This window comes from Nocardioides sp. Soil777 (assembly GCF_001428425.1).
GTDB classification, from domain to species: domain Bacteria; phylum Actinomycetota; class Actinomycetes; order Propionibacteriales; family Nocardioidaceae; genus Nocardioides; species Nocardioides terrigena.
Genome location: NZ_LMSN01000017.1, coordinates 120,006 through 141,026 on the forward strand (window position 1 = coordinate 120,006; position 21,021 = coordinate 141,026).

At 71.9% G+C, this 21,021-nt stretch carries 13 protein-coding genes; 6 read left to right on the forward strand and 7 right to left on the reverse strand.

Annotated elements, in window-relative coordinates:
* Window positions 1-21: 21 nt before the first annotated feature.
* A complete protein-coding gene (gene glgP / locus ASG88_RS15815; RefSeq protein ID WP_056888625.1) occupies window positions 22-2,607 on the reverse strand; it encodes an alpha-glucan family phosphorylase in 2,586 nt (861 codons plus the stop codon).
* Between the two features lie 115 nt (window positions 2,608-2,722).
* Here glgP and ASG88_RS15820 point away from each other — a divergent pair, with 115 nt between their 5' ends.
* The 5 genes from ASG88_RS15820 (at window position 2,723) to glgB (ending at window position 13,793) form a co-directional block, all read left to right on the forward strand.
* The gene (locus ASG88_RS15820; RefSeq protein ID WP_200956475.1) at window positions 2,723-6,604 is read left to right on the forward strand and encodes a M36 family metallopeptidase; all 3,882 of its coding nucleotides are present in this window, start codon (window positions 2,723-2,725) and stop codon (window positions 6,602-6,604) included.
* Window positions 6,605-6,719: 115 nt separating this feature from the next.
* Window positions 6,720-8,690, forward strand: a complete 1,971-nt coding sequence (locus ASG88_RS15825) for an alpha-1,4-glucan--maltose-1-phosphate maltosyltransferase (RefSeq protein WP_056888405.1) — start codon at window positions 6,720-6,722, stop codon at window positions 8,688-8,690.
* Window positions 8,691-8,710: 20 nt separating this feature from the next.
* Window positions 8,711-10,429 carry a maltose alpha-D-glucosyltransferase gene (gene treS / locus ASG88_RS15830; RefSeq protein ID WP_056888626.1) on the forward strand — a complete coding sequence of 573 codons (1,719 nt, stop codon included), beginning with the start codon at window positions 8,711-8,713 and terminating at the stop codon, window positions 10,427-10,429.
* The gene (locus ASG88_RS15835; RefSeq protein WP_056888406.1) at window positions 10,426-11,817 is read left to right on the forward strand and encodes a maltokinase N-terminal cap-like domain-containing protein; all 1,392 of its coding nucleotides are present in this window, start codon (window positions 10,426-10,428) and stop codon (window positions 11,815-11,817) included. The genes treS and ASG88_RS15835 overlap by 4 nt, the downstream gene beginning before the upstream one ends.
* Window positions 11,814-13,793 carry a 1,4-alpha-glucan branching protein GlgB gene (gene glgB / locus ASG88_RS15840; protein WP_235534881.1) on the forward strand — a complete coding sequence of 660 codons (1,980 nt, stop codon included), beginning with the start codon at window positions 11,814-11,816 and terminating at the stop codon, window positions 13,791-13,793. The genes ASG88_RS15835 and glgB overlap by 4 nt, the downstream gene beginning before the upstream one ends.
* A gap of 78 nt (window positions 13,794-13,871) precedes the next feature.
* Here glgB and ASG88_RS15845 read toward each other — a convergent pair whose 3' ends face one another.
* Complete coding sequence (locus ASG88_RS15845) at window positions 13,872-14,798, reverse strand: hypothetical protein (protein ID WP_157559772.1); 927 nt, start codon at window positions 14,796-14,798, stop codon at window positions 13,872-13,874.
* Between the two features lie 148 nt (window positions 14,799-14,946).
* Between ASG88_RS15845 and ASG88_RS15850 the strand changes: the two genes are divergently transcribed.
* Window positions 14,947-16,803, forward strand: a complete 1,857-nt coding sequence (locus tag ASG88_RS15850; protein WP_056888408.1) for a multicopper oxidase domain-containing protein — start codon at window positions 14,947-14,949, stop codon at window positions 16,801-16,803.
* 10 nt (window positions 16,804-16,813) lie between these two features.
* On the opposite strand, the gene ASG88_RS15855 is transcribed toward ASG88_RS15850, so the two are convergent.
* The 5 genes from ASG88_RS15855 to ASG88_RS15875 are packed head-to-tail and all read right to left on the reverse strand — an operon-like array spanning window position 16,814 to window position 21,021.
* Entirely contained in the window at window positions 16,814-17,470 is a 657-nt protein-coding gene (locus ASG88_RS15855; protein WP_056888409.1) for a GntR family transcriptional regulator, read from the reverse strand.
* An 11-nt stretch (window positions 17,471-17,481) separates the two neighbouring features.
* The gene (locus ASG88_RS15860; RefSeq protein ID WP_056888410.1) at window positions 17,482-18,375 is read right to left on the reverse strand and encodes an NAD(P)-dependent oxidoreductase; all 894 of its coding nucleotides are present in this window, start codon (window positions 18,373-18,375) and stop codon (window positions 17,482-17,484) included.
* Window positions 18,372-19,421 (reverse strand): ABC transporter substrate-binding protein, encoded by a 1,050-nt coding sequence (locus ASG88_RS15865; RefSeq protein WP_082600547.1) that lies wholly within the window; start codon window positions 19,419-19,421, stop codon window positions 18,372-18,374. The genes ASG88_RS15860 and ASG88_RS15865 overlap by 4 nt, the downstream gene beginning before the upstream one ends.
* Window positions 19,418-20,227 carry an ABC transporter ATP-binding protein gene (locus tag ASG88_RS15870; RefSeq protein WP_056888412.1) on the reverse strand — a complete coding sequence of 270 codons (810 nt, stop codon included), beginning with the start codon at window positions 20,225-20,227 and terminating at the stop codon, window positions 19,418-19,420. The genes ASG88_RS15865 and ASG88_RS15870 overlap by 4 nt, the downstream gene beginning before the upstream one ends.
* Window positions 20,224-21,021, reverse strand: coding sequence for an ABC transporter permease (locus ASG88_RS15875; protein ID WP_056888413.1), 798 nt, complete (start codon window positions 21,019-21,021; stop codon window positions 20,224-20,226). Before ASG88_RS15875 ends, ASG88_RS15870 begins: the two co-directional genes overlap by 4 nt.

Consider the following 21,021-nt stretch of genomic DNA (forward strand, 5'->3'; position numbering starts at 1 on the left):
GACGAGCGCGTACGCCGCCGATCAGGCGGGCGTGGAGACCAGCCCGAGCTCGGCCACCGAGGCCAGCGACTCGTTGCGCGGCACGACGCGCACGGTGTAGCCGAACGGGCCCGAGCGGTCGAGCTGCACGTCGGCGTCGAAGCGGTGCCGGTTGCCCTCGTAGGACTCCGAGACGTGCATCGAGGAGGTCACCTGGTCGAGCAGGTCGTCGTCGACGCCGGGGCGGCCGTGGACGACCTGCACCTCGACGTCGTCGGGGCTGAGGTCGCCGAGCGCGACGTAGGCGCGGACGGACAGCGTGGCCCCGACCTCGGCGGCGTCACCGACGCCCTCGGAGTCGACGTGCTCGACCCGCACCGAGACCCACGCACCGCGCACGTGCTGCTTCCACTGCGAGAGCTCACGGGCACCGGTGTAGTCGGAGTTGAGCGCGCGCGAGGTCTGGGCGGCCGGCGCGTAGAGCTCGCGCACGTAGTCGCGCACCTGGCGGGTGGCCAGCACCTTGGGACCGAGCGACTTGAGCGTGTGGCGCAGCATCTCGACCCAGCGCGTGGGCACGCCCTGCTCGTCGACGTCGTAGAAGCGCGGGGCGACCTCGTTCTCGATGAGCTCGTAGAGGGCCGTGGCCTCGAGGTCGTCGCGCCGGTCCTGGTCGTCGACGCCGTCGGCGGACGGGATCGCCCAGCCGTTGTTGCCGTCGTACCACTCGTCCCACCAGCCGTCGAGGATCGACAGGTTGAGGCCGCCGTTGAGCGCGGCCTTCATGCCGGACGTGCCGCACGCCTCGTAGGGGCGCAGCGGGTTGTTGAGCCACACGTCGCAGCCGGGGTAGAGCGGCTGGGCCATGGCGATGTCGTAGTTGGGCAGGAAGACGATCCGGTGCCGCAGCTCGGGGTCGTCGGCGAAGCGCACCATCTCCTGGATGAGCTTCTTGCCGCCGTCGTCGGCCGGGTGCGACTTGCCGGCGATGACCAGCTGGATCGGGCGCTCGGGGTCGAGGAGCAGGCGCTTGAGGCGGGCCGGGTCGCGCAGCATCAGGGTGAGCCGCTTGTACGACGGCACGCGGCGCGCGAAGCCGATGGTCAGCACGTCGGGGTCGAGCGCCGTCTCGATCCAGCCGAGCTCGGCCGGCGCGAAGCCGCGCTTGGCCGACGACTTGGCCAACCGGACGCGCGCGTCGTCGACGAGCTTGCCGCGCAGGGTGCGCTTGAGGTCCCACAGGCGCTTGCCGTCGATGCGGTCCACCAGCGGCCACAGGCCGTCGGTGTCGTCGCCGTCGACGTCGGCGCCCAGCTCGGCGGCGAGGTCGAAGATCTCGCGGGCGATCCAGGTCGGGCCGTGCACACCGTTGGTGACCGAGCCGATCGGGACCTCGGCCTCGTCGAAGGCCGGCCAGAGGCCGTTGAACATGCCGCGCGACACGTGGCCGTGCAGCTGGGAGACGCCGTTGGCGCGCTGGGCGAGGCGGAAGCCCATGACGGCCATGTTGAAGACCGCGGCGTCGCCGCTCTCGTAGTCCTCGGCGCCGAGGGCGAGCACCCGATCGACGGGCACGCCGGGGGTCGGGGACGCCTCGCCGCCGAAGTACTGCTGCACGAGCTCGCGCGGGAAGCGGTCGATGCCGGCGGGCACCGGGGTGTGCGTGGTGAAGACCGTGCCGGCGCGCGACACCTCGAGCGCGGTGTCGAAGTCGAGGCCTGGGCCGCCCTCGCCGACGGTGAGCTCGCGGATCCGCTCGATGCCGAGGAAGCCGGCGTGGCCCTCGTTGGTGTGGAACACCTCGGGCGCCGGGGCACCGGTGATCCGGGAGTAGACGCGCAGCGCGCGGACGCCACCCACACCGAGGAGCAGCTCCTGGCGGAGGCGGTGCTCGGAGTTGCCGCCGTAGAGGCGATCGGTGACGTCGCGGTAGTGCTGCGGGTTCTCCTCGATGTCGGAGTCGAGGAGCAGCAGCGGGACCCGTCCGACGTGCGCGACGAAGACGCGGGCCAGCAGCGGCTGGCCGCCGGGGAGGTCGATCGAGACGATGGCCCGCGAGCCGTCGGCCTCGCGGAGCAGCGTGAGCGGCAGCTCGTCGGGGTCGAGGACCGGGTAGGTCTCCTGCTGCCAGCCCTCGCGGGACAGCGACTGCTTGAAGTAGCCGTGGCGGTAGAAGAGACCCACGCCGACGACCGGGATGCCGAGGTCGGAGGACGCCTTGAGGTGGTCGCCGGCCAGGATGCCGAGGCCGCCGGAGTACTGCGGGAGGACGGCGGTGATGCCGTACTCGGGCGAGAAGTAGGCGATGGAGCGGGGCGCGTCGGCGCCGGCCTTGCGGGCGTACCAGCGCTCACCGTGGAGGTAGTGGTCGAGCGACTCGGTCGCGACCCGCAGCCGCTCGAGGAACGCCTGGTCACCGGCCAGCTCGTCGAGGCGCTCGCGGCCCACGGCGCCCAGCAGGCGTACCGGGTCGTGGTTGACCCCGGTCCACAGCCGCTCGTCGATCGCCCGGAAGACGTCCTGCGTCTCCGGGTGCCACGACCAGCGCAGGTTGCCGGCCAGGGTGGCCAGGCCGGCCAGCGGCTCGGGCAGGACAGGACGGACGGTGAATCGTCGTATCGCTCGCACGGACTGACCGTAGGGCATTTCTTTGATCGATCCAAGAGCCGTCTACGACCCCCTCACCGGGGCACCGGACCGGTCCACCGCGTAACCCCGCTCACACCTGCGCCGTTGTCGGCGCATGACCCGCACCCGCGCCTCGCGCCGCACCGGACTGCTCTCCGGCCTGCTCGCGCTCACCGTGATCGGTGGACTGTCCCAGCTGCCCGCCTCCGGCAGCCCTGCCGCCGCACCCGACGTCGACGTCGACGCGATCACCACCCTGGGGGACCCCGTCGACGCCCTCGGCGACCGCGACCTGCGCGGCACCGCTGCCCCGCTCGCGGGCCAGCGACAGGCGGCCGAGGCGCTCGGCACGGCCACCGTCCGGTGGAACGACCTCGGCACGCCGGCCTCGATCCTGCCGGCGGACGGTTCCCTCGGCGCGGCACCCGGCGATGCGGCCCCGGCCGCTCGCGCCTGGTTGCGTGACCACGCCGCGGTCTTCGGGTTGAGCGCCGCCCAGGTGGACGGGCTCGAGCTGGTCAACGACCAGCGGTTCGCGGGCAGCGAGGCCCGCGCCGTCCTCCTCCGCCAGCAGTACGACGGCCTCCCGGCCGCCGCGGGCGGGCTGGTGACCGTGGGGGTCTCCGGCGGCCAGGTCCGCTACGTGTCGTCCACGCTGGCCCGCAGCAGCACCTCGTCGGTCCCCGACGCGGCGCTCAACCCGCTCGACGGCTGGCTCGCCGCGGCGGCCGACGCCGGGCTGCCGCGGATCGAGGCGGCCGAGGTCGACGTCCAGCCGGCAGGCACCCGCACCGGGTGGACCCGCCTCACGGTCCCCGGTCTCGACGGGGAGCAGCAGGTGCGCCTGCGTGCCCTCCCGATGGCCGACGGCACCGTCCGGCCCGTGCTCGAGGCCAACGTCGTCGACGTCTCGGGCGGTGCCGCCTCGGCGTACACCTCGCTCGTCGACGCGGTGACCGGCGAGGTCCTCGTGCGCCGCAACCAGGTCGACAACGCGGCGTACAACGACCTCTTCACGGGTGCGATCACCGCGACGGAGTGCGGTCCGCGGCACGCCTTCGAGCTCGGCGACGACCTCACCCGGTCGATCAACGCGGTCGCCGTGGCCCTGCCGGCCGACGACGTGACCATCAAGCTCTTCGGTCCCGGCGACGAGCTGCTCGGCAGCTACGACCTCGGCACCAGCCCCGAGGTCGCCACCTACTCCCCCGCTCCCGGTCAGGCGGCCGCGATCCCTGCCGGCACCTACTCCGTCCGGGTCTGCCCGTTCGACGACGCCTCGGTCGTCGTCGGGCAGTACACCCTCGCCGTCTCCACCAGCGACACCGCCGCCCCGTCGGGCGGCGATGCCGGCTTCGAGCCGCGGTGGCGCTACTTCCCGGCCAACCCGACCCTCGACTCCCCCGCCGAGACGCCGACCAACGGCGTCGTCGGCTGCTGGTTCCTCCCCGGCGAGGCCTGCGACACCCCGCCCGGCGAGCTGGCCAACGTGGCGGCCTTCGGACCGTGGGACCACGTGGCGGCCGGCCTGTCCAGCACCACGACCGTCGGCAACAACGCCAACACCCACGAGGCGTGGGGCAGCCCGCTGACCCCCGGCGGTCTTGCCCAGGCCCCGGTGTCGCCGACGCGGGACTACACCGCCGAGTTCACCGACGCGTGGAACAACTCGCGCTGCAACCCGGCCGAGCTGGTCCCCGGCGGCAACGACGTCGAGGCGTCGGTGACCAACCTCTTCGTCGCGCACAACCGCATGCACGACTTCAGCTACTACCTCGGCTTCACCGAGGACAACTACAACATGCAGACCGACAACGGCGGCCGCGGCGGAGTGCCCGGTGACCCCGAGGTCGGCAACGCGCAGGCCGGGGCGATCACGGGCTCGCCCGCGACGACAGGGCTCGGTCGCGACAACGCCAACCAGATCACCCTCCAGGACGGCACCCCCGGCATCACCAACCAGTACCTGTTCCAGCCGATCGCCGGCGCCTTCTACGCCCCGTGCACCGACGGCGGGCTCGACATGGGCATCGTCGGCCACGAGTACACCCACGCCATCAGCAACCGGATGGTCGCCGGCCCCGACGAGGGCCTGACCTCCGAGCAGGGCGGCGCGATGGGCGAGTCGTGGAGCGACCTGGTCGCCGCGGAGTACCACTACGAGCACGGCTACGACAACGGCGGCAACGTCTGGGCCGTCGGCACCTACGCGACCGGCAACCCCGACGCGGCGATCCGCGACTACGCCATCGACCGCAACCCACTCAACTTCTCGGACTACGGCTTCGACATCACCGGTCCCGAGGTCCACGCGGACGGCGAGATCTGGAACGGCACGATGTGGGAGGTCCGCCAGGCGCTCGTGGACGCGTACGACGCCTCGCACCCCTCGGCCGACGCGGCGCTGCAGCTGCGGTGCGCGCAGGCGACGAGGAACGCCACGCCGACGCCGGCCGGGTCCTGCCCGGGCAACCGGCGCTGGCTCCAGCTGATGTTCGACTCCTTCCTGCTCCAGCAGGGCTCCACGTCGATGCTGGACGCCCGCGACGCGATGCTCGCCGCCGACCGGATGCGCTTCGACGGCGCCAACCAGGACGTGCTGTGGAAGGCCTTCGCCCGCCGCGGCATGGGGGTCGACGCGTCGGTCACCTCCGGCGACGACCACGAGCCGGTGCCGGGCTTCGCCGCGCCGGCCGGCAACACCGCGGTGACCTTCGAGACCACCGGCCAGGCCGAGGTCTTCGTCGGCGACTACGAGGCCCGGGCGACCCCGGTGGCCGACACCGACCCCGGGACGCCCCTGGAGGCGACGGCGTCGTTCACGCCGGGCGACTACGAGATGCTCGCCGTCTCGCCGGACCACGGGTTCACCCGCTTCACCCTCACCGTCCCCGCAGGCGGTGGTGCGCTCACCGTGCCGGTGGCCGACGAGCCCAACCTCGCGTCCGCCGCCGCCGGCGCCACGGTCATCGGGGCGACCGAGGGCTCCCTCAACGCCGAGGCCCTCATCGACGGCACCGAGTCCACCAACTGGGGCGGCGTCACCGAGGGCAACGTCGACCAGTCGCAGCCGTCGGTGGCGGTCGACCTCGCGGGTGACCTGCACACGGTGGACCGGGTCGGCGTCAGCGCCTTCCTGACCCCGGCCCCCGCCGACGACAGCGCGATCCCCCTCGCCCAGGAGGACCCCGACTCGGGCTCGCGCTTCACCGCGCTGCGCCAGTTCGCCCTCGAGGCGTGCACCACCGCGTGCGACTCCGCCGACGCCACGTGGTCTCGGTTCTACACCTCGCCCGCCGACGCCTTCCCGGGCGTGCGGCCCCGACCCGTCGCCCCGGACCTGACCATGCGCGACTTCGACGTGCCCGACACCGAGGCGGCCGCCGTCCGCCTGGTCACCCTCCACAACCAGTGCACGGGTGCCCCGGACTACGCCGGGGAGCAGGACGACGACCCGCTCAACGACACCGACTGCGCCACCGCGTCCGACCGAGGCACCATCGTGCACGCCGCCGAGCTGCAGGTCTTCGCGGCCGACGGCGGTGCGGGCGCCGACACCGGCGACACCGGGACCGGCACCGGCACCGGCACCGGAGGAAGCGACACCACCGGTGGCACCTCCGGATCGGGCAGCACCACGGGCGGCACGACCGGCAGCACGACCGGCGGCACGACCGGCGGCACACCCGCTCGGGTGGGCACCTCGGTGCGTCTCCGGATCGTCCGGTCGGCCCGGTCCACGGCCGGCTCCGCGCCCCGCCTGGTGGCGCGTCTGCGCCTCGACGGCGACCGTGCAGACCGCCTCGGGCACTGGGTGGTGACCGTCGACGGACGCCGCCTGGCGAAGGTCCGCGTCGACCGGCTGACGCTGAGGATGCCGCTGTCCCGGCGCCTGGCGCCGGGCCGGCACCGCGTGCGGGTGGCCTTCCGGCCGGCGGACCGCACGGCCTTCGCTGCGTCGCGATCGGCGCTCGCCCGGGTCGTCGTACGACGCTGAGTGCCGCGACCCGGCCGCTCCACCGTCCGCACCGTTCCCGCCCAGCGGGCGAGACGGCGGCGACGCGGCCGGGTCCCGGCTTGCGTCGGCCCCCCGGGTTCGCAAGTGTGGGCGCATGGTTGGACGCATACCCGTCATGGACGTCTCCCCCGTCGTCGACCTCGGTCGACAGGCGGCCAAGGCCACCGTCGGTGAACCCCTGCCCGTGCGCGCGTCGGTGTTCCGTGAGGGGCACGACCAGCTGAGCGCCGAGGTGGTGCTCACCGACCCGTCCGGCGCGCGGCGCGCGCCGCAGCGGATGGTCAAGCACGGCGAGGTGCCGGACCGGTACGACGCCTGGGTCACCCCCGACACGGAGGGCGCCTGGACGTTCGAGATCTCGGCCTGGTCCGACCCGCTCGCCACCTGGGAGCACGACGCCGGGCTCAAGATCCCCGCCGGGGTGGACGTCGAGCTGATGTTCACCGAGGGGCGCCTGCTGCTCGAGCGCGTCGCCGCCGCCGGCGATCTCGACGACCACGAGCGCACGATCGTCAACGGCGCCGCGCAGGCCGCCGGCGACGGCCGCCGCCCGGTCGAGGCCCGCCTCGCGGCCATGCAGAGCCCCGAGCTGTGGACCGTCCTGGGCGCCCACCCGCTGCGCGAGCTCGTCTCGACCGAGGGCCCCTACCCGATCTACGCCGACCGCACCCGCGCGCTCTTCGGCAGCTGGTACGAGTTCTTCCCCCGCTCCGAGGGTGCGACCAAGGACGCGAGGACCGGCACGGTCACCACCGGGACCTTCCGCACCGCGGCGAAGCGTCTCGACGCCGTGGCCGACATGGGCTTCGACGTGATCTACCTGCCGCCCATCCACCCGATCGGCGAGGTCAACCGCAAGGGCCCCAACAACACCCTGACTCCCGGCCCGGAGGACACCGGCTCGCCGTGGGCGATCGGCAGCAAGGACGGCGGGCACGACGCCATCCACCCCGACCTGGGCGACTTCGACGACTTCGACGCCTTCGTCGCGCGCGCCGGGGAGCTCGGCCTCGAGGTCGCGCTCGACCTCGCGCTCCAGGCGGCGCCCGACCACCCCTGGGTCACCAGCCACCCGCAGTTCTTCACCACCCGCGCCGACGGCTCCATCGCCTACGCGGAGAACCCGCCTAAGAAGTACCAGGACATCTACCCGGTCAACTTCGACAACGACCCGACCGGCATCTGCCGCGAGGTCCTGCGCATCGTGCGGCTGTGGATGTCCCACGGCGTGCGGATCTTCCGCGTCGACAACCCGCACACCAAGCCGCTCGCGTTCTGGGAGTGGCTGCTCAAGGAGATCCGCCGCACCGACCCGGACGTCCTGTTCCTGTCCGAGGCGTTCACCCGGCCGGCGATGATGCACGGCCTCGGCGCCATCGGCTACCACCAGAGCTACACCTACTTCACGTGGCGCACCGGCAAGCGCGAGCTCGAGGACTACCTCACCGAGGTCGCGACCCAGTCCGACCACCTGATGCGGCCCAACTTCTTCGTCAACACCCCCGACATCCTGCACGGCTACCTGCAGTACGGCGGACCGGCGGCCTTCAAGGTCCGTGCGGCCATCGCGGCCACCGGCTCCCCGAGCTGGGGCGTCTACGCCGGCTACGAGCTCTACGAGCACGTGGCGGTCAAGCCGGGCAGCGAGGAGTACCTCGACTCGGAGAAGTACCAGATCCGCATCCGCGACTGGGACGCCGCCGACGCCGAGGGCCGCACCCTCGCGCCGTACCTCACGCGGCTCAACACGATCCGCCGCGAGCACCCCGCCCTCCAGCTGCTGCGCAACCTCACGGTCCACCACAGCGACGACGACTCCGTGCTCGTCTACTCCAAGAAGCAGGGCGACGACGTCGTCCTCGTGGTCGTCAACGTCGACCCGCACGGCACGCGGGAGACGATGATCCACCTCGACATGCCCGCCCTCGGCCTCGACTGGCACGACTCGTTCGTCGCGCACGACCAGATCACCGGGGAGGAGTGGAGCTGGAGCCAGCACAACTACGTCCGCCTCGACCCCGGCCACGAGCCCGCCCACATCATCTCCGTCAGGAGGCCCCGTTGACGACGTCCAGCGTCCCCGACATCACCACCGAGACCGGCCACGAGGAGTTCGAGGACACCTCGACGACCGCCGCGACGCCCGACTGGTTCAAGACGGCCGTCTTCTACGAGGTGATGGTCCGGTCGTTCCGCGACTCCAACGGCGACGGCGTCGGTGACTTCAAGGGTCTGATCGAGAAGCTCGACTACCTCCAGTGGCTCGGCGTCGACTGCCTGTGGGTGCCGCCGTTCTTCACCTCGCCGCTGCGCGACGGCGGCTACGACGTCGCCGACTACACCAACATCCTCCCCGAGTGCGGGACGGTCGAGGACTTCCACGACTTCCTCGACGAGTGCCACAAGCGCGACATCCGGGTGATCATCGACTTCGTCATGAACCACACCAGTGACGCGCACCCGTGGTTCCAGGCGAGCCGCGAGGACCCCGAGGGCCCGTACGGCGACTTCTACGTCTGGTCCGACACCGACGAGCTGTACGAGGACGCCCGCGTCATCTTCGTCGACACCGAGCCGTCCAACTGGACGTGGGACCCGGTGCGCCAGCAGTACTTCTGGCACCGGTTCTTCCACCACCAGCCGGACCTCAACTTCGACAACCCCAAGGTCCACGACGCGATGCTCGAGGCCATGGCGTTCTGGCTGGACATGGGCCTCGACGGCTTCCGGCTCGACGCGGTGCCCTACCTCTACGAGAGGCCGGGCACCAACGGCGAGAACCTCCCGGAGACCCACGAGTTCCTCCGCAAGTGCCGCAAGTTCGTCGACGACAACTACCCCGGCCGGGTCCTGCTGTGCGAGGCCAACCAGTGGCCGGCCGACGTGGTGGAGTACTTCGGCGACGCCAGCGTGGGCGGCGACGAGTGCCACATGGCGTTCCACTTCCCGGTGATGCCGCGCATCTTCATGGCCGTCCGCCGTGAGTCGCGCTTCCCCATCTCGGAGATCCTCGAGCAGACGCCCGAGATCCCCGACAACTGCCAGTGGGGCATCTTCCTGCGCAACCACGACGAGCTGACCCTCGAGATGGTGAGCGACGAGGACCGCGACTACATGTGGGAGGAGTACGCCAAGGACCCCCGCATGAAGGCCAACATCGGCATCCGCCGGAGGCTGGCCCCGCTCCTCGACAACGACATCAACCGGATGGAGCTCTTCACCGCGCTGCTCCTGTCCCTGCCCGGCTCCCCCGTCCTCTACTACGGCGACGAGATCGGGATGGGCGACAACATCTGGCTCGGTGACCGTGACGGCGTACGCACGCCGATGCAGTGGACCCCCGACCGCAACGCCGGCTTCTCCTCGGCCACGCCGGGGCGGCTGCACCTGCCGGCCATCCAGGACCCGGTCTACGGCTACCAGTCGGTCAACGTCGAGGCGCAGCTGGAGAACTCCTCCTCGCTGCTGCACTGGACCCGCCGGCTGGTGCACGCCCGTCGGCGCCACCACGCCTTCGGGCTCGGCACCTTCACCGACCTCGGCGGCTCCAACCCGTGCGTGCTGTCCTACATCCGCGAGCACGTGGACGCGGACGGCAACCGCGACGTGATCCTCTGCATCAACAACCTGTCCCGCTTCCCGCAGCCGGTCGAGCTCGACCTGCGCCACTGGGAGGGCATGGTCCCCGTCGAGCTGCTCGGCGGCGTGCCGTTCCCGCGGATCGGCGAGCTCCCCTACCTGCTCACCCTGGGTGGCTACGGCTTCTACTGGATGCGGCTCGTCGAGGAGGAGATCAACCCGTGACCGACACGCTGCGCGACTTCATCGCCGGAGCCCGCTGGTTCGGCGGCAAGGGTCGGGACTGGACCCTGACCGGCGTACGCCGCGTCGGCGAGCTCCCCGACCCGCCGCCGGGCCTGCACGTCACCATCGAGCTGGCCGAGCTCACCTATGAGACGGGTGAGACCGAGCTCTACCAGCTGCCGCTGGCCTACTACGCCGAGCACCAGGAGCGCCTCGAGCACGCCTCGGTCGGCGAGTGGCATGACGACGACTTCGGGCACGCGTTCGTCTACGACGCCGTCCACGACCGCGAGGCGATGGGCCTGTGGCTGCGGGCCTTCGCCGAGGTCACCGACGGCCGGGTGACCCGCGACCAGCTGGCCTTCCACCGTGTGGAGGGCCACGAGCTCGACCTCACCGTCCACTCCACCCTCTTCAAGGGCGAGCAGTCCAACTCCTCGGTGGCCTTCGGCGAGGACTCGCTGATGAAGGTCTTCCGCAAGGTCACCCCGGGCGTCAACCCGGACATCTCGATCCACGAGGTGCTGACCCGGGCGGGCTCCGACCACGTCGCGGCGCTCTACGGCTGGCTGGACGTGGTCGACGACGAGGCCGACACCACGATCCAGCTCGCGATGCTCCAGCAGTTCCTGCGCACCGCGTCCGACGGCTGGGACCTCGCGCTCTCCAGCGTCCGCAACCTCTTCGCCGAGGCGGACCTGCACGCCGAGGAGGTCGGCGGCGACTTCGCCGGCGAGGCCTCCCGGCTCGGCACCGCGCTCGCCGAGACGCACGAGACGCTGGCCGCGCACTTTCCCGTCACCACCCGCTCGGCCAAGGAGACGGTCGCGCTGGCCGACGCCATGCGCACCCGCCTCGACGCGGCCCTGGCCGTGGTGCCCGCGCTCGCCGAGCACGAGGCCACGCTGCGGTCGACGTACGACGCCCTGGCCGCGCTCGGCGAGGTGACCGTCCAGCAGGTGCACGGCGACCTCCACCTCGGCCAGACGCTGCGCACGGTCCGGGGCTGGAAGATCGTCGACTTCGAGGGCGAGCCGGCCAAGCCGCTCTCCGAGCGGATGCTCCCCGACTCGCCGTGGCGCGACGTCGCGGGGATGCTCCGGTCCTTCGACTACGCCCCGCGCGTGGTCATGATGACCGGCTTCGCGGCCGACCCCTTCGAGGGCTCGGAGGAGCAGAAGTCCTACCGTGCGACCGAGTGGTCCGCACGCAACGCACGCGCGTTCCTGGCGGCGTACGCCGGACGCGAGCTCACCGCCGACGAGCAGACCCTGCTCTCGGCGTACGTGGCCGACAAGGCCGTCTACGAGGCGGTCTACGAGGCCCGCAACAGGCCGGCATGGGTGGACATCCCGCTCGACGCGCTGGCCAGGATGGAGCAGGCATGAGCACTCCCACGACCCCGACCCAGCCGACCCCCGAGGGCACCGGCACCCCCGGGACGCCCGGGACGCCCGGGGCCCCCGGGACCCCAGCCGTCGTCGCCGACCCGAGCGCGCCCGGCGAGCTCGACATCCACCTCATCAACGAGGGGCGCCACGAGGAGCTCTGGAAGGTCCTCGGCGCCCACCCCACCCCGGACGGCACGACCTTCCGGGTGTGGGCGCCCAACGCGCTGGAGGTCCAGGTCGCCGGCGAGTGGGCCGGATGGGACGGCTCGCAGCACCCGATGAGCCGGGTGGGCGACTCCGGTGTCTGGCACGTCCTGGTCCCCGAGGCCGGCCTCGGCTCGCAGTACAAGTACCGCCTGCGCGGCGCCGACGGCGCCTGGGCGGACCGCGCCGACCCGATGGCGTTCTACGCCGAGAAGCCGCCGAGCTCCGCCTCCATCGTCTGGGCATCCGACTACGAGTGGAACGACGCGGAGTGGATCGAGGCCCGGGCCGCCAAGCAGCCGGTCGACGAGCCGATGGCGATCTACGAGATGCACCTCGCGTCGTGGCGGCGCCACTACGGCGGCGACATCTACGCGTGGGACGAGATCGCCGACGCGCTCGTCCCCTACCTCGACGACCTCGGCTTCACCCACGTCGAGCTGATGCCGGTGATGCAGCACCCGTTCGGCGGCTCCTGGGGCTACCACGTCACGTCGTACTTCGCTCCCGACGCACGCTTCGGCGACCCCGACGGGCTGAAGCGGCTCATCGACCGGCTGCACCAGGCCGGCATCGGCGTCATCCTGGACTGGGTCCCCGGCCACTTCGCCACCGACGAGTGGGCGCTGGCCCGCTTCGACGGCACCCCGCTCTACGAGGACCCCAACCCGCAGCGCGGGTGGCACAAGGAGTGGGGCTCCCACATCTTCAACTTCGGCCGCCACGAGGTGCGCAACTTCCTCTACGCCAACGCGCTCTACTGGCTCGAGGAGTACCACGCCGACGGCCTGCGCGTGGACGGCGTCGCGTCGATGCTCTACCTCGACTACGGCCGCGAGCACGGCGAGTGGAGCCCCAACGTCCACGGCGGCCGGGAGAACCTCGAGGCGGTGCAGTTCCTCCAGGAGATGAACGCCACCGTCTACAAGCGGGTGCCCGGGGCCGTGACCATTGCCGAGGAGTCGACCGCGTGGCCGGGGGTCACCGGCCCGACGTCCGACGGCGGCCTGGGCTTCGGCTTCAAGTGGAACATGGGCTGGATGCACGACTCCCTGGGCTACGCGTCCAAGGACCCGATCTACCGCAGCCACCACCACGGCCAGATGACGTTCTCGCTGGTCTACGCGTTCACCGAGAACTACGTGCTGCCCATCAGCCACGACGAGGTCGTGCACGGCAAGGGCTCGCTGCTGCGCAAGATGCCGGGCGACCGGTGGCAGCAGCTGGCCAACCTGCGGGCCTACCTGGCCTTCATGTGGGCGCACCCCGGCAAGCAGCTGCTCTTCATGGGCGCCGAGATCGGCCAGGAGTCGGAGTGGGCCGAGTCCCGCGAGCTCGACTGGTGGCTGCTCGAGCACCCCGAGCACTCGGGTGTCCACGCCATGGTGCGCGACATGAACGCGGCGTACGTCACGTCGGGAGCCCTGTGGGGCCGGGACAACTCCCCGGAGGGCTTCGAGTGGCTGGACGCCAACGACGCCAACCGCAACGTGTTCTCCTTCGTGCGCCGCTCCCCCGGTGAGCCCGACGTCGTGTGCGTGGCCAACTTCGCGGCCCTGCCGCACGAGGGCTACCGGCTGCCGCTGACGTCCACGGGACGCTGGACCGAGGTGCTCAACACCGACGCGACGGCCTACACCGGGTCGGGCGTCGGCAACCTCGGCGCGGTGCAGGCGATCGAGGGCGGGCACGGGCACCACCCGGCGTACGCCGACATCGTGGTGCCGCCGCTGGCGACACTGTGGTTCCGCCACGAGGCCGACGACTGAGCGAAGAGCCACGACAGCGTGCTGGACGAGGCTGCGTCGCGGCCGGGATGGGGCCCGGACCGCGACGCAGCTGCTCGTTCACCAGCCAGGGCGTGCTACCGATGTGATCGTGCCCGGCACCCCCTGCGACGGGTCGCCCGTGCCTGCGGCGCTGCCGCCACCACCGAGGTGGATCATCTTGAGCATGCCCATGAAGGCGTGCGGCATGCCCTGCATGTTCGGGTCGGGGAAGAAGCACATGATCACGTACTGCCCCGGAGGCAGGTCGTAGTTCACCGTCATCTTGCGACCGGGGCTGAGCGACCCGGTGTCCATGCCGGCGGGCAGCATGAAGTCCGGCGGCGGGCCCTCCTCACCGCTGGTCAGCGCCGCGAGGACCTGGTCGGTCGTGGTGCCCTCCACCACCTGCTGGAGGACCACGAAGTGCGGCACCGTCTTGTCCGCGTTCTTGAACAGGAACGTGCCCTTCGCCGGCAGGGTGTTGGATCCGCCCCACACCGGCCCGGTCTTCCCGACGATCTTGCCGTCCACGTCGGGGGCCGGGCTGGTCCGACCCTTTCCTGCCGTGAGCACCGCGTGACCGCGGGACTCGAACGAGAAGACGGTGTACTCCCCGGCCTTCGGCAGCACGATCGTGCCGCTGCCTCCCGACTGGAAGCCTCCGAGGATCGTCGTGTTGGCCAGGGCGCGCTTGAGCGCCTTCATGTTGCCCTTGTCGGCAGCGGCGGCGTCCTTGCTGAAGTCTCGGTAGTCGTAGCCACGGTCGAACATGGCGATCTCGGCGCTCCCGCGGCCCTTGACCTGGACCTTGATGCGACCGGCGTCGAGACCCTTGGCGCCCTTGACGGTGATCGCCTGCTTGGCGACCCTGATGGTGATGGACTGGATGGCGGCAGCCTCGGCACGCTGTGCCGTGGCGGTGGCGGGCACCAGGAGTGGTGCCGCCACGAGGGCGGACGTGCACACGACGGCCATTCCGGCGCGCGCTGACCTGAGCAGACGCATGAGCGACTCCTTGCAGATGTGAGATGTGGATGTGGGGTGACGAGCCCTCCCACGATGCTCGCGATCCGGCCGGATGGTGGACGCCGGTGCAGGGATCTCCCCAACGCTGGGCATGACCGGTGTCATGAAACGTGCGTTCACTGACCGGGTGGGCACGCGGACGGGACGCCGGTGGAGCGGCTGGGTGGCCGGTCTCCTGGGACTGGCCCTGGCCGCCGGTGGCGCCCTGGGCGCCGCTCCGCCGCCCCCGTCCCCCGCGCAGGCGGCAGTCGCCCCGGTGTCGGCCACCGTGGTCGTCGACCGGGGGCAGGTCCGCTTCACGCCCGGGGAGGTCTCCCTGGCCGGTGGAGGCACCCTCACCCTGGTCAACCTGGACACCTTCGACCACACGGTCACGTCGGTGGCCACCGACGCGGGAGGCGTGCCGCTCTTCGACGTCCGCGTGGCCGCCGGGACCAGTGCCACGATCACCGGTGTCGAGGCGCTCGGGGAGGGCGACTACGCGTTCTTCTGCAAGCTGCACCCGCAGATGCGCGGCGTGCTGGTGGTCGAGGGCGGTGACGGCACGGCGACCCCCCAGCTCCCGTCGTTCGACCAGCCCCTGGTCGTCCCGGACCGCATCCGCGGTGCCGAGGTCACGCTGCCGATGCGCGAGGCACGGGTGCGGATGCTGCCGACCGGTCCGCGCACCCGGATGTGGACGTACGGCGGCACCTACCCGGGACCCACCGTCGTGGGGCGCGCCGGGCGCGAGACCCGGGTGCGGTTCGTGCACAGGCTGCCGCGCCGGGCCGGCGCCATGAGCGTGCACCTGCACGGTGACCACCACGCGTCGGAGCACGACGGGCAGCCGACCACGCAGCTGGTGCGCCCCGGGCGGTCCCGCACCTACGACTACCCGCTGACGTACGGCGGGCTGCCGGAGCCGAGCTCGTTCTTCTTCTACCACGACCACCGGATGGACCGGACCGCCCGCAACAACTGGCGCGGCCTCCAGGGGATGTTCGTGGTGGAGGACCCTGCGGAGAGGGGGCTGCGTCTGCCCACCGGGCGCCGCGACGTGCCGTTGATGATCTCCGACCGGTCGTTCCGCGGCGACAACTCGCTGACCAACCCGTTCGCCGGCGGGGCACGGATGGTGGGTCACCACGGCGCGATGGCGTGGGTCGGTCCGAAGGCTCCCCCGGACGACGCGACCGTCGGCACGCACGTGCTGGTCAACGGCCGCTACGCGCCGTACCTCCGGGTGAGTGCGACCCGCTACCGGCTGCGGCTGCTCAACGCGTCGCACTTCTCGGCGTACTCCATCGGTCTCTCCGACGGCCGGCCGCTGCTCCAGGTGGGCACCGGCAACGGTCTGCTGCGGCGCCCGGTGGTCCGCGACCGGGTGCTCCTCGGTCCGGCCCAGCGCGCCGGCGTGGTCGTGGACCTGCACGGGGCCGCGGGGCGGGACCTGGTGCTCGACTCGGTGCCGGCGGCGCCGGGCCAGAGCGGCGACGACGCCCGGCCGGCCGCCCTCATGCAGCTGCGCGTGGGCGCCGAGGCCGCGGACCCGTCACGCCTCCCTGCCCGGCTGCCGTCCCCCGACCTGGTCCGGGCACCGGCCCGGGTGTCGAAGACCTGGACCTTCGACCTGGACAGCACCGCTCACGGCCAGCACGGGAGAGCCACCTACTGGTCGGTCAACGGGCACGCCTTCGACCCCGGTCGTGTCGACCACCGGGCCCGGCTCGGCACCGTCGAGCGGTGGCGGTTGCGCAACACCAGCGACATGACCCACTACGTCCACATCCACGCCGAGCAGTGGCGCACGGTGCTCCGCGACGGGAAGCGGCCCCCGCCCTGGGAACGCGGTCTCGAGGACACCTGGCGGCTCGAGCCGGGCGAGGTCGTGGAGGTGGCCGCCCGCTTCGAGGACTACACCGGGCCGTTCATGATCCACTGCCACATGCTCGACCACGAGGACCACGGCATGATGGCGCGCTTCGACGTCGTCCGCCGGTGACGAGCGGACCTCAGTCGAGTCCCTGGTGCCGGTTGAGCACCGCCCGCACGTGGGCGGACGCCGCTGCCGCGGCGGCGTCGGCGTCGCCGGCGCGGATGGCGGCCAGGATCGCGCGGTGCTCGGTGAGGGCCTTGCGCGGCCACCGCGACAGGTCGCCCGAGAGCATCGCCACCTGGGCGCGGCCGAGGAGCGGGCCGAGCGCGCGCGTGAGGTGCTCGTTGCCGGCGGCGTCGAGGACGGTCTGGTGGAACGCCTGGTCGGCGACGATGATCGCCTGCTCGTCGCCGGCCTTGATGGCCTCGCCGTGGTCGCTGATGGAGGCGCGCAGCGCAGCCAGCAGGGCGGCGTCGTGGTGGTCGGCCACCAGTGACGCGGCGAGGCCCTCGAGCACCCCACGCACGGCGTAGACGTCGGCGAGGTCGTCCGCGTCCACGCCGGCCACCCGGGCGCCGCGGTGGAACTCCTCGACCGCGAGCCCCTCGACGACCAGCCGCTGCACGGCCTCGCGGACCGGACTGCGGGACAGCCCGAGCGACTCGGCGAGCACCGGCACGCTGAGGTGGTCGCCCGGCACCAGCTGGCGCGCCAGGATCTGGCCGCGCAGCACGGCGTACACCTGGTCGGCGAGGCGCTGGCGCGAGATCACGGGCCGATCGTCCACGGTCACGGCGTGGTCCTTCAACCGCCACGCCGCGCGGGGACGCCCGACGCCTGCTCCAGGACCCCCAGCACCGCGATCGAGTCCCGGGCGCCGAGCCCGGCCTCGACGCCGTCGGTGTGCAGGGCGAGGGCGGCCTCGGACACCGGTACCGGGACCCCGGACTCCGCGGCCAGGGCCACCGCCAGCGCGTTGTCCTTGCGCATCAGCGCCAGCGAGAAGACCGGGTCGTAGTCGCCGTCCACGGCGCGCGGCGCCACGTCACGGAAGAGACCGCTCACCGACGCGGCCCCGCTGTCGATCACGGTGTCCACGAAGACGCCCGGGTCGAGCCCGGCCGCCGCGGCCAGTGCCAGGGCCTCGGCCGTGCCGGCGTTGATGATCGCCAGCATCTGGTTGTTGACCACCTTGACGGTGGCCCCGGCCCCGACGTCACCGACCGGTACGACGCGCGCCGCCACCGGCGCGAGCAGGTCGGCGAGGTCCTGGTCCGGGCTGGACCCGCCGACCGGGACCGTCCAGCGACCGACGGCCGCCGGGCGGCCGAGCACCGGCGCGTCGACGTACGCGACCCCGCGCCCGGCGCACCGGGCGGCCTGGGTGCGCGAGTCGGCCGGTCCGATCGTCGAGGTGTCGACGACCAGCGTCGGCGGGGCGCCCCCGGCCAGGAGCACGTCGAGCACGGCCGCGACCACCGTCGCGTCGGGCAGGGAGAGGACGACGGTGTCCACGGCCTCCCCCAGTGCGGCCAGCGACGGGGCCACCTCGCACCCGGAGGCCGCTCCCCTCGCGGCGGCCTCCGGGGACGGGTCGTGCACGACGACGCGCCGGTCAGCGGCGAGGGCGGCAGCGATCGCGCCGCCCATCGCCCCGAGCCCGACGACGCCGACCGTTCCGTGCGGACGGGACGTCACTCGAGGTGCGCCTTCGCCTGCTCGATGAAGAGCGAGGTGTCGAAGAACTCCGACGGCTCGACGTACTCCGGCACGCCGCCGAGCTCGACGTACGCCTGCTCCGCCGTGCCCACGACGTCGAGGACGGTTCCGTCCTCGTAGGCCGCCAGCCACTCCTCGGCCGTGTAGTCGGTTTGGCTCTGCACCTGGTACTGGAGGTCCTCCAGGGTGGCCGCGTCCTCGTAGGCCTCGGCGTGGACCGTCTCCAGCGAGCCCTCGGGGTCCTCGCGGAAGTCGTCGTTGACGTCCAGCCAGGCGTCGATGATCGTCCGGACGGTGTCCTCGTTGTCGGCGTACCAGTCGTTGTTGGCGATCCAGCCGTCGCCGACCGCGGCATCGGGGTAGTTGCCCGCGTCGTCGATCTCGACGGCGTCGGGCATGGCTTCCTGCACGCGCAGGTCGAAGGGGACCCACAGGGCGATGGCGTCGGCCGAGCCGCCCACGAACGCCTGCACGGCGTCGGGCATCTTGGCGTTGACCACGTCGACGTCCTCGCGGTCGACACCGGCCTCGGTGAGCGCGCGGTGCAGGAAGATGTCGGCGGTGGTGCCCTCGGTGGTCACCACCGTCTTGCCCTCGAGGTCCGCGGCGTTCTTGATGCCGCTGCCGGGCGCGGCCCAGAGCCGGGCGGTGGCGTTCTCGATCGAGTTGAGCATGAAGATCTGGCCCTGGCCCTGGGCCGGGAAGTTGGAGGTGACGCCGCCCATGATCGCGACGTCGAGGCTGCCACCGGCCAGGGCCTGGCTCAGCTCGATGCCGGTGGCGAACTCCGTCACCTCGAGGTCGAGTCCGTGGTCTGCCCAGTGCCCGTCCACCTGACCGAGCCAGAGCTTGTCGTCGACGGCGATGGTGTGGAGGTAGCCGACCTTGACGGGCGTGCCGCCCTCGGCCCCGGAGTCCGTCTCGCCGCCCTCGTCGAGGGCGCCGCACGCGGACACGAGGGTCAGGGCGAGGCCGGCGGCCAGCCCGGTGGTCAGGACGCGCAAGTGGCTGCGGATTGATCTCATGGGTGTGCCTTTCGGAAGGCGCTCCCCGAGAGGGAGCGCATGACGCCCTCGAGGTGCCCACGCAGCTCGAGGAACTCGGGTTGGAGCCGCGACTCGGGCGAGCGCGGCCAGGGGACGTCGACGTCGACGACCTCGTGGACCCGGGTCGGCCGGTTGCCCAGGACGACGATCCGGTGGGAGAGGTAGATGGCCTCCTCGACCGAGTGGGTGATGAGCATCGCGGCGCGACGCTCGGCCTGGCTCGCCTCGTGGAGGAGCTCCTGCATGAACTCGCGGGTCTGCGCGTCGAGCGCGGCGAAGGGTTCGTCGAGCAGCAGCACGTCGGGGTCGGTGGCGTAGGCCCGGGCGAGCGCCACGCGCTGCCGCATGCCGCCCGAGAGCTGCTTGGGCAGGGACTTCTCGAAGCCCTCGAGCCCCATCAGCTCGATGTAGCGCCGGACGCTCTCCTCGGTCTCGGCGCGGGAACGGCGGTTGCGCTTGAGCGTGAGTCCGAAGGCGATGTTCTTCTCCACGGTGAGCCACGGGAAGATCGCGTACTGCTGGAACACCACTCCCCGTCTGCTGTCCGGGCGGGTGACGCGGTCGCCGTCGAAGCGCACCTCGCCCGCGTCGGGGGCGAGGAAGCCGGCCGCCATGTTGAGCAGCGTCGACTTGCCGCAGCCCGACGGGCCGAGCACGCTGACGAACTCGCCGGGGCGGACGTCGAAGGACACGCCGTCGATGACCTCCACACGCTTGCCACCGCGGCCGAAGCCGACGTGGACGTCGCCGAAGGAGATCCGGGCGCTGCCGGTGCCGTCGGTCATCGGACCACCCGCTCCTGCCAGCTGACGGCGCGGGCCTGCACCAGGCGGACCCCCATGTCCATGAGCAGCGCACAGAAGCCGATGAGCAGGATCCCGGCGTAGACCTCCTCGGTCCGGAAGAAGCTCGCCGACCTCTGGATCGTCCAGCCGAGCCCACGCTGGGCGGCGATGAGCTCGGCCGCGACCAGGGTCGCCCAGGAGACCCCGAGGGCGACCCGGACCGCGACGAACATCTGCGGCACCGTGGCCGGCACGATCACCCGGCGGAAGAGCTCGAGGTCGGAGGCGCCGAGCGCCCGTCCCGCCCGGACGTAGATGTCCTCGACCGCGGCGATCCCCTCGTAGAGGACGACGACCGAGGCGAAGAACGCCGCCCAGACCAGCACGAGCAGCCGGGCCTCCTCGCCGATGCCGACGTAGATGATCACCAGCGGCGAGAGCGCGATCGGCGGCAGGGCCCGGCAGAAGTTGATGATCGGGTCGAACATCGCGCGCAGCGTGGGGAACCACGCGAGCGCGAAGCCCACCGGGAGCGAGAGTGCGCACCCGACGGCGACACCGATCAGCACCCGCAGGACGCTGAGCCGGATGTCGATGAGCAGTCCCTCCGGCTCGCGCAGGCCCTCCCAGGCCGCGGCGAAGACCTCGCCCGGCGTGGGGACCTCCTTGCCGGTGATGCCGGTGGTGGCGGTCAGCCACCACGCCGCGATCACCACGGCGAACCCTGCGAACGGCAGGACGGTGCGTCGAAGCGCCGTCACATGTCCTCCTGAGTTAAAGTCGATCGACTTCAT

Coding starts and splice junctions, on each gene's coding strand:
- ASG88_RS15820 (WP_200956475.1), top strand. CDS start 2,723: ATGACCCGCACCCGCGCCTCGCGCCGCACCGGACTGCTCTCCGGCCTG.
- ASG88_RS15825 (WP_056888405.1), top strand. CDS start 6,720: ATGGTTGGACGCATACCCGTCATGGACGTCTCCCCCGTCGTCGACCTC.
- glgB (WP_235534881.1), top strand. CDS start 11,814: ATGAGCACTCCCACGACCCCGACCCAGCCGACCCCCGAGGGCACCGGC.
- ASG88_RS15845 (WP_157559772.1), bottom strand. CDS start 14,798: ATGCGTCTGCTCAGGTCAGCGCGCGCCGGAATGGCCGTCGTGTGCACG.
- ASG88_RS15865 (WP_082600547.1), bottom strand. CDS start 19,421: ATGAGATCAATCCGCAGCCACTTGCGCGTCCTGACCACCGGGCTGGCC.
- ASG88_RS15870 (WP_056888412.1), bottom strand. CDS start 20,227: ATGACCGACGGCACCGGCAGCGCCCGGATCTCCTTCGGCGACGTCCAC.
- ASG88_RS15875 (WP_056888413.1), bottom strand. CDS start 21,021: ATGAAGTCGATCGACTTTAACTCAGGAGGACATGTGACGGCGCTTCGA.